Annotated in this window: 14 protein-coding genes; 8 read left to right on the top strand and 6 right to left on the bottom strand. The window is 50.2% G+C overall.

Annotated features, from left to right (window positions below):
- Window positions 1-86: 86 nt before the first annotated feature.
- The 7 genes from C2U53_RS09410 to nlpA all read left to right on the top strand — a co-directional run bounded on the left by C2U53_RS09410 (window position 87) and on the right by nlpA (window position 5,469).
- Complete coding sequence (locus C2U53_RS09410; RefSeq protein ID WP_042998687.1) at window positions 87-512, top strand: PTS sugar transporter subunit IIA; 426 nt, start codon at window positions 87-89, stop codon at window positions 510-512.
- Window positions 513-523: 11 nt separating this feature from the next.
- Window positions 524-1,009 (top strand): PTS system mannose/fructose/N-acetylgalactosamine-transporter subunit IIB, encoded by a 486-nt coding sequence (locus C2U53_RS09405; protein WP_044328028.1) that lies wholly within the window; start codon window positions 524-526, stop codon window positions 1,007-1,009.
- Between the two features lie 23 nt (window positions 1,010-1,032).
- Window positions 1,033-1,782, top strand: coding sequence for a PTS sugar transporter subunit IIC (locus C2U53_RS09400; protein WP_042323417.1), 750 nt, complete (start codon window positions 1,033-1,035; stop codon window positions 1,780-1,782).
- Window positions 1,779-2,639, top strand: a complete 861-nt coding sequence (locus C2U53_RS09395; RefSeq protein WP_161215577.1) for a PTS system mannose/fructose/sorbose family transporter subunit IID — start codon at window positions 1,779-1,781, stop codon at window positions 2,637-2,639. The genes C2U53_RS09400 and C2U53_RS09395 overlap by 4 nt, the downstream gene beginning before the upstream one ends.
- 3 nt (window positions 2,640-2,642) lie before the next feature.
- Window positions 2,643-3,752: a D-glucosaminate-6-phosphate ammonia lyase gene (gene dgaE, locus C2U53_RS09390; protein ID WP_044263591.1), complete on the top strand. Its 1,110-nt coding sequence runs from the start codon at window positions 2,643-2,645 to the stop codon at window positions 3,750-3,752.
- A complete protein-coding gene (locus C2U53_RS09385; protein ID WP_104445843.1) occupies window positions 3,739-4,482 on the top strand; it encodes a 2-dehydro-3-deoxy-phosphogluconate aldolase in 744 nt (247 codons plus the stop codon). Before dgaE ends, C2U53_RS09385 begins: the two co-directional genes overlap by 14 nt.
- Before the next feature lie 168 nt (window positions 4,483-4,650).
- Window positions 4,651-5,469 (top strand): lipoprotein NlpA, encoded by an 819-nt coding sequence (gene nlpA / locus C2U53_RS09380; protein WP_104445842.1) that lies wholly within the window; start codon window positions 4,651-4,653, stop codon window positions 5,467-5,469.
- Between the two features lie 25 nt (window positions 5,470-5,494).
- On the opposite strand, the gene C2U53_RS09375 is transcribed toward nlpA, so the two are convergent.
- The gene (locus C2U53_RS09375) at window positions 5,495-6,397 is read right to left on the bottom strand and encodes a carboxylate/amino acid/amine transporter (protein ID WP_044263588.1); all 903 of its coding nucleotides are present in this window, start codon (window positions 6,395-6,397) and stop codon (window positions 5,495-5,497) included.
- A 192-nt stretch (window positions 6,398-6,589) separates the two neighbouring features.
- Between C2U53_RS09375 and C2U53_RS09370 the strand changes: the two genes are divergently transcribed.
- Window positions 6,590-7,108, top strand: a complete 519-nt coding sequence (locus C2U53_RS09370) for an anti-virulence regulator CigR family protein (protein ID WP_104445841.1) — start codon at window positions 6,590-6,592, stop codon at window positions 7,106-7,108.
- A 47-nt stretch (window positions 7,109-7,155) separates the two neighbouring features.
- Here C2U53_RS09370 and C2U53_RS09365 read toward each other — a convergent pair whose 3' ends face one another.
- Genes C2U53_RS09365 through pefC form a run of 5 tightly spaced genes read right to left on the bottom strand, consistent with a single transcriptional unit; the run spans window position 7,156 to window position 12,267 of the window.
- Window positions 7,156-7,674 carry a fimbrial protein gene (locus C2U53_RS09365; RefSeq protein WP_104445840.1) on the bottom strand — a complete coding sequence of 173 codons (519 nt, stop codon included), beginning with the start codon at window positions 7,672-7,674 and terminating at the stop codon, window positions 7,156-7,158.
- Window positions 7,667-8,188 carry a fimbrial protein gene (locus C2U53_RS09360; protein WP_104445839.1) on the bottom strand — a complete coding sequence of 174 codons (522 nt, stop codon included), beginning with the start codon at window positions 8,186-8,188 and terminating at the stop codon, window positions 7,667-7,669. Before C2U53_RS09360 ends, C2U53_RS09365 begins: the two co-directional genes overlap by 8 nt.
- A 12-nt stretch (window positions 8,189-8,200) precedes the next feature.
- The gene (locus tag C2U53_RS09355) at window positions 8,201-9,196 is read right to left on the bottom strand and encodes a fimbrial protein (protein WP_104445838.1); all 996 of its coding nucleotides are present in this window, start codon (window positions 9,194-9,196) and stop codon (window positions 8,201-8,203) included.
- A 19-nt stretch (window positions 9,197-9,215) separates the two neighbouring features.
- On the bottom strand, window positions 9,216-9,917 hold the full coding sequence (locus tag C2U53_RS09350; protein ID WP_104445837.1) for a fimbrial chaperone: 702 nt from the start codon (window positions 9,915-9,917) through the stop codon (window positions 9,216-9,218).
- Window positions 9,910-12,267 (bottom strand): PefC/AfrB family outer membrane usher protein, encoded by a 2,358-nt coding sequence (gene pefC, locus C2U53_RS09345; protein WP_104445836.1) that lies wholly within the window; start codon window positions 12,265-12,267, stop codon window positions 9,910-9,912. The genes C2U53_RS09350 and pefC overlap by 8 nt, the downstream gene beginning before the upstream one ends.
- Window positions 12,268-12,299: the final 32 nt, after the last annotated feature.

Below are 12,299 nucleotides of genomic sequence, written 5' to 3'. Positions count from 1 at the left end.
TCTCCTTTCCCCCTCGTGTGACACAAATACTGGCACAGCCTTTGCTCTTTCCTTGCGTGTAAATGTAATCGCGCCAGGAGGCCATTTTGACTACCACTCAACCGTTGCCCGACATTCTGCTGCTGACCCATGGCGGCTGGGGACAACAGCTTTGTAACAGCCTGCGCATGGTGATGGGCGAAATTAAAGGCGTGACGGAAATTGCGCTGATGCCCGTCGATACGTTGGGCGAGTTTTATCAGCGTGTTGAAGACGTGGTGAAAACCATGCCGGAAGGCTCACTGATTCTGACCGATTTTGTGGGCGGCACGACATCCAACGTGGCGGCGCGGCTGAGTGCGGATTATCCGGTGGCGGTCGTTTCCGGACTCAACGCATCACTGCTGCTGGAAGCGCTGGACAGACGTGAACACGGTTCACTGACTACCTGCGTCAGCGAACTGGTGGACGCCGGACGCAGCAGTTGCCTGGACGTTGTCGCTCACGTCCGTCAATTACAACAATCACAATAAGGAAAATCATCATGGCAAACATCGTGTTATGTCGTATCGATAGCCGACTGATCCACGGACAGGTGGTGACGAAGTGGGTCGGGCAGTCCCAGGCCAACCGCATCGCGGTGGTCAGCGATGAACTGGATGCCGATCCGTTTATGAAAAACATCTACCTGATGGCCGCGCCGCCGAACATCAAAGTGGACTGCTACAGCAACCTGAGCTTTGCCGCCTCATGGCAAGAGAACCAACTGGGCGACGGCAATGTGCTGGTGCTGTTCCCTTCTCTGGCGGCGATTCAGCAGGCCGTACAACAGGGGTTTGATGTCTCCACGATTCAGGTGGGGGGGCTGGGCGGTGGACCGAACCGCAAAGCGGTATTCCAGAACATTACGCTCGATGAAAAAGACGTTGGCATTCTGAACGACCTGAAAAGTCGTGGGATTCAGGTGTTCTTCCAGACTATCCCGGAAGATAAACCGCAGTCGCTGGACGATATCCTGAAAAAATTCTAATTCTCTGATAATGGGATAACACTATGGATACCTTAGTTTTTGCAAGCCTCATGGGGTTGTATTACTGGTTTGCCCGCTTACGCCTTGGCTACACCTTCTCTGCCATGCTGCTTCAGCCGGTGGTGGTGGCTGTTTTCGTCGGGCTGCTGCTTGGCAATATGCAGACTGCGATGATTATCGGTGCCGGGATGCAGCTCGTTTATCTCGGCGTGACCTCCACGCCTGGCGGTAACGTGCCGTCAGATCCGGCGCTGGCGGCCTGTATCTCGATTCCCATCGCGGTGAAAGCCGGGATGGATCCGAACCTGGCCATTGCGCTGGCGATCCCCTTCGGCGTAATCGGCGTCTTCCTTGACCAGTTGCGTCGTACCCTGAACGCCGCCTGGGTGCATATGGCTGATAAGCACGCGGAAACAGCGAACATGTCGGGCATTATGCGCTGTGCGTTCCTCTACCCGGCGTTACTCGGACTGGCGCTGCGTTTCCCGGTGGTGTTTGCCGCGAACTACTTCGGTCAGGACGTGGTGGAAAGTTTCCTCAAACTGATGCCGCACTGGCTGACCCACTCCTTTGAAATCATGGGCGGGATCCTGCCGGCGCTGGGCTTCGCAATCACCATTATGGTGATCGGTAAAAAGAGCCTGCTGCCGTGGTTTATCGGCGGATTCTTCGCGGTGCTGTACCTCAAGGTAGACATCATGGCGATGGCGATCTTCGGTACCTGTGTGGCCTTCCTGATTAAAGGCCTGGCGAAAAATGAAGGAGCAGCATGATGAGCAGCGACGTAATGCAGCATGAACTGGTTGAGCGCGCACGGACGACCGGGGCGTTAACCAAAGCGGATATCACTAAAGCGTGGTTTATCTACTGGCTGGGCGCGGAAGTCTCCAACTCTTATGAACGTCTGCAGAGCCTGATTTTCTGCGCCTCGATGACACCGATCATCAAAAAGCTCTACCCGCAAAAAGAGGAACAGGTGGAGGCGCTGAAACGGCACCTGAACTTCTTCAACTCTGAGCAAACATTTGGCGCGGTGATCCAGGGGATTTCCATCGCTATGGAAGAGCAAAAAACGCGCGGCGAGCCGATCAGCGATGCCTCAATTACCGGGATTAAAACCGGTCTGATGGGGCCGCTGGCCGGGATGGGCGACTCCATTGTCTGGGCCGCCGTCATGCCGCTGCTGATTGCGATTTTCATCCCTTTCGCCGCCAATGGCAGCGCGTTTGGCGGTATTGCGCCGCTGATCCTCTATCCGGCGATTACCCTGGCGATCAGCTACGGTCTTATCCACAAAGGCTACACCCTGGGACGTGATTCTATCGTTGGGTTATTGCAGGGAGGACGAATCAAAGAACTGATCTACGGCGCGAACGTGCTGGGGTTGATCATGATGGGCGCGCTGTCGGCAAGCTACGTCAAGATCACCACACCGTTGAAAATCAGCGCCCTGAAGGGTTCTGAAGTGGTCGTGCAGCAGATCCTTGACTCTATCGCGCCAGGCCTGCTGCCGCTGGCGGCGGTGTTTGCCATCTATATCTTCCTGGTGAAAAAGGGTCCGCGTTACACCACCATTCTGCTGTCGATTGTGGCGCTGAGCGTGGTGTGTTCGCTGCTGGGAGTGTTGTAAGCCATGACAGAGAATATTTATCAACAGCTGGGGCTAAAACAGGTGATTAACGCCTGCGGCAAGATGACGATTCTTGGCGTCTCCAGCGTCGCGCCGGAGGTGATGCAGGCCACGGCGCGCGCGGCCTCGGCCTTTGTTGAGATCGACAAGCTGGTGGACCGAACCGGTGAACTGGTTTCCCGCTTTACCGGCGCGCAGGACAGCTACGTGACCTCCTGCGCCTCGGCAGGGATTGCCATTGCCGTTGCCGCCGCCATTACTCGTGGCGACCCGCTTCGCGTGTCGCTGATGCCGGACAGTAGCGGAATGGCCAACGAGGTAGTGATGCTGCGCGGTCATAACGTGGATTACGGCGCGCCGATTACCAGCGCCATTCGTCTGGGCGGTGGGCGCGTTGTGGAAGTCGGTTCGAGTAACCTGGCCGCACGCTGGCAACTGGAGAGCGCCATTACTGACGAGACCGCCGCACTGCTGTATGTGAAATCTCACCACTGCGTGCAAAAAGGCATGCTCAGCATTGACGACTTTGTACAAGTGGCGCAGATCCACAACCTGCCGCTGATTGTCGATGCCGCCGCCGAGGAGGATTTACACGCCTGGGTGGCGAGCGGGGCGGACATGGTTATCTACAGCGGGGCGAAAGCCTTCAATGCGCCGACCTCCGGGTTTATCACCGGCAATAAAACGTGGATCGCCGCCTGTAAAGCGCAACATCACGGGATTGCCAGAGCGATGAAAATCGGCAAGGAGAACATGGTCGGGCTGGTGTATGCGCTGGAAAATTATCACCAGGGGCAGACCGTGGTGACCGCCGAGCAGTTGCAACCGACGGTGGAGGCGATTTCGGCCATTCGCGGGCTGACCGCCGATATCGAGCAGGACGAAGCCGGGCGTGCCATCTGGCGCATTCGCGTTCGGGTTGATGCGCAGGTGTTTGGTCTGGACGCGCGCGACGTCGAAGCCCAACTGCGAAGTGGCGATATCGCCATTTACGCACGGCGCTATAACCTCCATCAGGGCGTATTCAGCCTCGACCCACGTACGGTCGCTGAGGGGGAAATGGCGTTGATTGTGGCGCGACTTAAGGAGATTGCAGAACATGCAGCAGATTAATTTTTATCGTCAGCGTGTGGCGATTAACGTGCTGGCGAAAGATATCGCTAACGCCAGGGAAATCTATGACGCCGCCGAGGGACACGCGGTGATTGGCATCCTGTCTGCGCAATTTTCGTCGGTCGACGAAGGCGTTCTGGAGGTGAAGCGCTGGATGGCGGACGTGCCGTCGATTTCGGTCGGGCTGGGGGCGGGCGATCCGGCGCAGTATTACAAGGCGGCGATGATTGCCGCAAAGGTTCATCCGGCGCACGTCAACCAGACCTTTACCGGCAGCGGTTTTGCCGCAGGCGCGCTGGCGGCGACGGGGGGAGAACAGACCCATATCAATGCGCTGGTCAGCCCGACGGGAACGCCTGGTGACGTGTTGATTTCCACCGGCGTCAGCAGCAGCAAGGGGACACCCGCGCGTGTCTCCTGCGATGCCGCCGTGCGGATGATGCAGGATATGGGGGCGCACGCGGCCAAATTCTTTCCGTTGGGCGGGGAGAAGTCGCTGCCGGAGCTGTACGTACTGGCGAGCAGCGCGGCGCGTAACGGCATGACGCTGATTGAACCGACCGGCGGTATCGATCTGGATAATTTCGGCGTCATATTGCAGACCTGCCTGGAGGCGGGAGTGCCGCGCGTGATGCCGCATGTGTACAGTTCGATTATCGATCCGCAAACCGGGAATACACGTCCTGAAGATATCGTCAGGTTAATGGACATCATCAAAGCGCTGGTCTGAGCCGAATGGCGCTGCGTGTGGTCAGCGCAGCGCCATCAGGATTTTCGCATATTCTCCCTTTATGCCTTTTTCTTCTTATTGATACCTTTTCGGTTTTTAAACCGCCGTGCCCTTCCCGCTATAGTCATTTCATTACTCATCAGGCGGTTATTTCAAAAGGATAAAAATGTGAAATTGACGATACCTCATTTACGGACAGGGGCGGCGGTACTGCTGGCGGGATTGTTGCTGGTCGGGTGCGATCAGCAGAGCAGCGATGCAAAGCACATTAAAGTGGGTGTGATTAACGGCGCCGAGCAGGATGTCGCGGAAGTCGCCAAAAAAGTGGCGAAAGAGAAGTACGGCCTCGACGTTGAGCTGGTCGGTTTCAGCGGCTCGCTGTTGCCGAATGACGCCACCAACCACGGCGAACTGGATGCCAACGTTTTCCAGCATCGTCCGTTCCTTGAGCAGGATAACCAGGCGCACAACTATAAGCTGGTGGCGGTAGGGAATACTTTTGTCTTCCCGATGGCAGGCTATTCGAAAAAAATTAAAACGGTGGATCAACTGAAAGAGGGCGCGACGGTGGCGATCCCGAACGATCCGACTAATCTGGGACGCGCGCTTCTGCTGCTGCAAAAAGAGAAGCTGATTACCCTGAAAGAAGGGAAAGGTCTGCTGCCGACGGCGCTGGATATCACCGATAATCCGCGTCACTTGCAGATTATGGAACTGGAAGGCGCGCAGCTGCCGCGAGTACTTGACGACCCGAAAGTCGATGTAGCGATCATCAGCACGACCTACATTCAGCAAACCGGGCTTTCTCCGGTTCATGACAGTGTGTTTATCGAAGATAAAAATTCGCCGTACGTGAACATTCTGGTGGGGCGGGAAGACAACAAAGACGCGCAAAACGTGAAGGAGTTTTTGCAGTCCTATCAGTCGCCGGAAGTCGCCAAAGCGGCGGAGAAAATCTTTAACGGCGGCGCGGTGCCGGGTTGGTAAGATGAGCGTTGCCGCGCCAGTGATGTCAAACGGTTCTGGCGCGGCGGCGAGAATCCATCGAGATCAATACCACGGACGACAGAATCAGCAGTGTGCCCAGCCAGTCCGGCAGCGTGAAGGTAATGCCCAACAAGAGCAATGACAGCAACGCGCTGCTCAGCGGTTCGGCACAGCTTAAAATGCTCGCTTTCGGCCCGCCAATCATCTGCGCCCCCTTCAGATACAGGCTGAACGTCAGTGACGTGCCGATCACCACCAGGTAGAAAAACGCCAGAATCAGGCTGCCATTCACCACGAAATCCGTGCCCTCTCCAGCGTAAAACGGCAGCAGGATCATCCCGCCGATTAACATACTCCAGCCGACAATCGGCAAAGTGCCGTAACGTGCAATCAGCGTTGACGGGTAGGTGGTATAAAACGCGGCGGCAAATGCGGAGGCGATCCCCCAGAACAGCGCGGCGGGTGAAATTGACAGCGAAGTAGGGTTGCCGTGCGTTACCAGTAAAAAGGTGCCGATCAGGGAGGTGAGGATTGCCGTCAGCACCAATACGCCGGGACGGGCCTTACGTACCAGCGCGAACCACGCCACGATAATCGTCGGAGACAGAAATTGCAGCACGGTGGCGGTCGCGGCGTTGGACTTTTCGATGGTCAGCAGGAAGGTGAGTTGTACGGTCAGCGCGCCGACGACAGAAAATATCAGCAGACTCAGAGCGTCTTTGCGGTCTTTGAAAAGGGAAAAAATTTTGTCGCCGTGGACAAAGGAGAGCATCAGCAGAATGAGTCCGGCGAAGATCAGACGCGTCATGGTCAGAAATGGCGACGACATCTGGCTTTGCTCCATGATGTACTGCGCGCAAACGCCGGAACTTCCCCATAATACGGCAGCAATCAGAACGTTCAGCATCCCTCTTCTGGTGGACCCCATGTTTTCCTCGGCTGTGTTTTTTCGACGCTATTTGCAGGCATGATAGCAGATAAGGCACAGCCGTTACCCTCCACACAACAGGTTGTTTATTAATGGCCTGCGAGCCAATGCAAAACCAGGAATATTTGACATTGCGTACTTGATGGCGGCGCACTATTGTCAAAGTGGAACATCATCTGGAAGGAACACATCATGGGTAAGCGTCGTGGTTTAACGGCAGTGCTGGCCACACTGGTTTCACTCTCTCTGTTCGCTGCGCCGGTCATGGCGAATCCGGGGAATGGTAACGGAAATGGTCATGGCGGAGGCGGCCAGGGCAACAGCAGTGGCAATCATGGAAATAAGGGCAACCAGGGAAATAACGGGCAAAAAGGAAATTCGGCCCAGAAAAACAACGCTTCTTCCGATCATCGTAAAAATTACGGCAAACCCGATCACGTCGAGTCTGACATCAGTTTCGCGACAGCGCGTCATCTGGCGGTGAACTACGGCCTGACGGGATATGATTCTCTGCCTCCGGGCATTGCGAAAAACCTGGCGCGTGGAAAACCGCTCCCTCCGGGCATCGCGAAAAAAACCGTACCGGCATCCATGCTGGGGCAACTGCCTTATTATCCTGGCTATGAATGGAAAATTGTTGGGGATGATTTAGTGCTGATTGCGCTCAGTACTGCCGTGGTCACGGCGATTATTAACGGGGTGTTTGATTAATATATTTAAAGGCCGGGGAGAGTTCCCCGGCTTGTGTATATACCATCCTAATAATAGGTAAATGTAACCGGCAAACTGGCGGTGTAATTACCCGCCGGTATTGTACCGGTATGGGGAAACACTCTTGCCAACAAGGTGCCATCAAACTGCTTTTGATTCACAAGAAAAGGCGCTTTACTCAACTCGACCGGCGTGCCGAATTCAACCGCACCCCCGCCTTTCTTCCATGACAAGGTAATATCAACCATATTATTTGACGTAGTGAGTTTCGAATTACTGCCCCCAGCCAGAGTAACCTCAAATTTGGTGATATCACTGACACAGTCAATCACGAGGGGAACTTCAACATTATTATCGCCTAATAAGGCACCTGATGTGGTAATCAGCGGAAGTTGCACGGTTTCAGGCAGGCCAAGCCCTTTGTTGATTTGGCACTGAGGATTAGTGACCTGCATTGAAATGGGAAGACTTACGCTTGCCGTTTGTGCGGCGTGACTGTTAAGTGCCGTTGTTGCGCTTAACAGCCCCACCAGTAACGGAAAAAATAGACATGTCCTGTCAATCATAGGTTACCTCGACAGTCAGACTAGTGGAAATATTCCCGGCCTGAAGCGTTTCTTCAGGAATTTTTTTTGGCAACAGCTGGAACTGACCAAGCGTTTCATTTTGGTTACTTAATGCAGTTGATGCGGGAACAAAAGACTTATTCAATTCTAGCGGCGTAAAATCTGTGCCGGATGCATTTTTCCATGCCAACGCAAGCCCAACGCCGGATAAACCCGTTTTCATTAGGTTAGTGCTGCTCGTGGAAACGCCTGCAGCGGGCGAAAATTTCAGTGAGATCCCGGTTGCAGGCCAACTGCATGCAATATTCAGATCAACTGTCTGTGGCGTTGTTGCGTCATTTTCAAACTGGCTAAAGCCGATTTGTTGAAAATTCAGATTTGCCGGAGAGAGAGATAATGCGCACGTGTTTAAGGCTAACTCGGCGTTTATCGTAGCTTTTCTCTGCACTGATTTCGACGCAGAGGCATTGTGAATTGAAAAAAGTATCAAAAAAAGGGCTAACCATCTGAGCATAATTAATCCAGCTTATCTGTATATTAGCGAAACATTCAGGTACGTAGAAACCTTCCCGGCAGGAAACGGTGTTGATGGTTTGACGTTGATTCTGAATCTAGCACTATCATCAATATTGTTTCGTGTTTGCGAATAGAGCTGATAATTAGTATTGAGAGGGATAATTTGTTCATACCCGTATAGTCTGGTTATCTGGAAGTTTAACTTGCGACCATTAGTATCATTAGCACTAAACATACCATTCGCTGCATCGACTACATTTTCAGGGTCTAAACGGACATAGAGACCATTGATTAATGCTTTATTTTTGCAAGAATATGAAACTAATAACTCTTTATACAAACCTCGATTAACGTCACTGGGTGTTAATTTGCCAAAGTCAATATTTTCTGGAATAAGACTCATGGAGCAGGTGGCATTATCTTGAAAAATAAAAGGAATCATTCCCCCTAAAGCAGAACTCACATTTACCACTGGGCTGTTTGCTAAAGTATTTCCTACCGAAGGTGGCTGGATATTAACAGTATATTGACCCGTTTGTATGTTTTGCATCCAATATTGATCATTTACGACAAGTTTAGCTTTACCTAGGACAGTGCCTGCGGGCCAGTTAGCTCTACCATCCCATGGCGCGGCTTTGACGTTATTGGAGATAATATCAGTGCCGTTACAATGCATACCCTCCAATTGCCATTCAATGCCAGGATAAGGTGTTGTTATGGTGGTCAAGTCTTTACAAGCCCCTCCACTGGTCATTTTCATGACCATATTACTCATCTTGGTTGCATTCTCTGTATAATCTGGATCACAAGTCATACTATTTTGCACGGTGACTTCCAAAATTAACAATGGATCATTATCTGCTGACGTATAACCATTCGCCCAGTAATCATGATCACTGGCATCAGTATCAAAAAGTATCGTCCCTCCACTACAGTTAGCTGCCATGGCAGGTAACGAACAGAGAGATAATAAAGCGATGAAAAGAGCAAATATGAATTTACACATAATAAAAGCCTTACACGTGTCAGGATTTGTTTAATTTATACTCTTTGTTAACGCCATAATCATCAAACGCCACAATGCTAAGGTTGCTACTAGTAATTGACTTACCCAGAGAAACTTTTTCACCTGGCGCAAAGACAGCTAATTTTTCTTTAATATCGTCACTAACTTTAACAGGCGTTCCGTTTTGTTTAACACTGATGATCGCAAAATAATAGGGTGTATCGTTCCAGAGAACGGTGTTGCCCTCACTGCTTATCATTTTAATCTGTTGTTCGGCGTTTTCCCTTTTCGCTTTCAGTGCGTCAGGGCGATAAAACATTTTGACCTGGGTATGCAGCGCAATGGATAATGCATTCATACCTTCTTTCGGTGCTTTAGGGATCTCCTGGATATTGATCCAGAAAAGTGATTCTTTGTCTTTTGGTAACGCATTATTAATTTTCAGGATACGCAGGATTTGTTTGTGTTGATCGGCCACTTTAAAGAACGTGGGGCTGGGCACAAAATAGACGTTCTTGTCGTTTTGGTCCTGGTTTTCAATCCATATCTGTCCGCCATATTCCTGAGCAGACTGGTTATCAACCTGTACAGAGATATTCTCTCTTTTTTCATCAAAGACATAACGTGTGCTGTTAAGGACAAACGCCGCATGACTTGATGCCGTAAATAAAAACAGTGACGCAGAAAAGAAAAACGTTCTCAGTGTATTGTTCTTAGCCACACTTAACCTCCTGTGCTTTACCCGTATCTTTATGCAGCGATCGTGAATCGAATTTGCAGTCACCTACAGAAATGATCCCTTCATCTTTATCTTCAAGATTCATTAACAGAATTCCGCCATTGTTGACATAGCCGATTTCCTGGTTGTCTGCGTTTTTAGCGATACTTCCCATTGGAATAACAAAACCATTGCTGCCGATAACTTTGACGATATACGTGTTAATTTTTCTGTATTTCACTTTTTTGTAGATAATGGCATTTTCTGTCGGCGTGACATTGATTGCGTTTTCTGTCAATTCGACACTTTGTGGCAAGTTGTCGGCATTGACCGTAATGGTGTTATTGTTATAAGCCGTTAACGGTATAACAGCTCGACCTTTTTTATCGCCCGGCATGGAGCCATTAAATCTGACGCCTGGAACATCCTCCATTTGTACAATCGCGATTTCATCATTTTTCACAGGCGTAAAAAGAATGCCTGCATCTGGTAACCCGATAATACTTCCGCCAACCTGGAAGGAAGAACTGGAAGTGCTCCCCATTTGCGAATAGCTTGCCGAGGTTTGAACTTCGTCAAACAGATAAGACGCTGAAATCGCGCTTCCTGTGGTGTTGCGTGACTGACTGATGGACGCATTATAGCTCAGGCGAGAATTAACACTTCCCGCAACACCGGTATTGAAATTCGTGCCATTACGACGATCATAGTTTATGCCAGAGAAGCTGTAGTGCGATTTATCAAACACGCTGAAGGGTACGCTAAGGGATACCCCGGCGTTATAATCACTTTCCATCCCCTGCAGTCTGGAATATCCGGCATTCAGAGAGACCGATATATTATTAAAACTCTTGCTGAGATTTACGTTTGCCCCTACCTCACTGGAACTGTCCCAGTAATCTTCCTTCCAGGCTGACATGTTTAAGAACACATTCATTTCCGGGAGTTGATAGGTGATAATCGATTCATACCGCTGTTTGGGTCTGTTGTTTAACAGATTGTAATAGCGATAGTTAAAATCCGCGTAGTCAATGTAATTTTCTGAGTTAAAGCGATAACCGATTAACTGTAAATTCGCGTTTTCACCTAAGGCACGGGCATATTTCACCGATGCGCTAAAGCCGTTCATCGTTTTGCCATTATGGTATTTGGCCTGCGACAGGTTGCCACTCATTGCCACGGCACCAAACCAGCCGAAAGAACGGATAAGACCCAGACCAACGTTGTTATAGTTTTTATCTACCAGTGCAGAGGTATTGAGCGTAAAGGGCTCAAAACCATAATCATAGGTCATCTGCGCGAATAAACTATCATCATCACGCTTGTCACTGTATTGGTCAACTTTACTACCTACCGCGATATTGTAATTATAATTGCCAGGTTTTAATAAATTGGGCAGCACAGCGACCGGGAATCGCTGTTCTTTTACCGAACCATCCTCTTCGTAAATTTTTAAAATAATGTCACCCGAATACACACCGGTCAGATCGTTTATCACAAATGGACCCGGTGGGACCACGAACGATTTTAATGTGTATCCGCCTTGTTCGACGGTGACACGGGCATGTGTTCTGGCAATACCATTAATTACCGGGGCATAAGACTGCGAGTCCCAGGGATACATATCCTGATTGGATTTTAACTGTGCGCCATAAAAGGTAAAACCATCGTTCAGGGTATTGTAAGACTGGGTTTTACCAATCAGGATATCTGATTTTATCGATTTTATCGCATGCGTTAACAGCAGGTTATTGCTCTGGAATTTTTCTCCCTGATACGCGTATCCTCTCCCAAGCAGAACCCATTCGCCTATATTGATCTGGCCTTCGATATTGCCGTATGTTGTCCGATCCTGGTCACTTGATTTTGATGTATTGACATCATAGGCGAGTTTGAAACCGGCACTGCCATAATCCCAGGCACCGCCTTCTTTTTTATTATCGATAAAGCCAGCCTGAGGCATCTCGATCGACAACTCCTGCAGGGAAGGATCAAATTTAACCCGACTGTTCTTCTCTTTATCAAGAAGATAGCAGTTGCGTGTGGGGTTAAGATACTGTTTATAGAATTCTTTATTAAGAAAAATGCCTTTTCCCTGTAACCATTTATCCGAAAGACAAATATGCTCTGCATCAGCATTGCTGAGTGTTAGTTCCACAGAGGTCGCTGTTTTAGAACCATTAAAAAGTAGATCGACAACATAGTTCCCCGGGATGTTTTGTCCGGTATTCTTTAGTACTTCTGGTACCTCTTTGCTGCCACCACGGATAAAACTGTAATTGAAATCGTCGGCAAGAACTTCATTCGACCATAAATGAAAAATGATAGCGATACATAATACTTTTATTTTCATTACTTTTCCTTGCCAACATGTACCTTATTTAA

The sequence above is a fragment of the Citrobacter sp. CFNIH10 genome (assembly GCF_002934585.1).
Classification (GTDB): domain Bacteria; phylum Pseudomonadota; class Gammaproteobacteria; order Enterobacterales; family Enterobacteriaceae; genus Citrobacter_A; species Citrobacter_A amalonaticus.
Note: the sequence above shows the minus strand (reverse complement) of the source record. Positions and strands in the feature narration are given on the sequence as shown.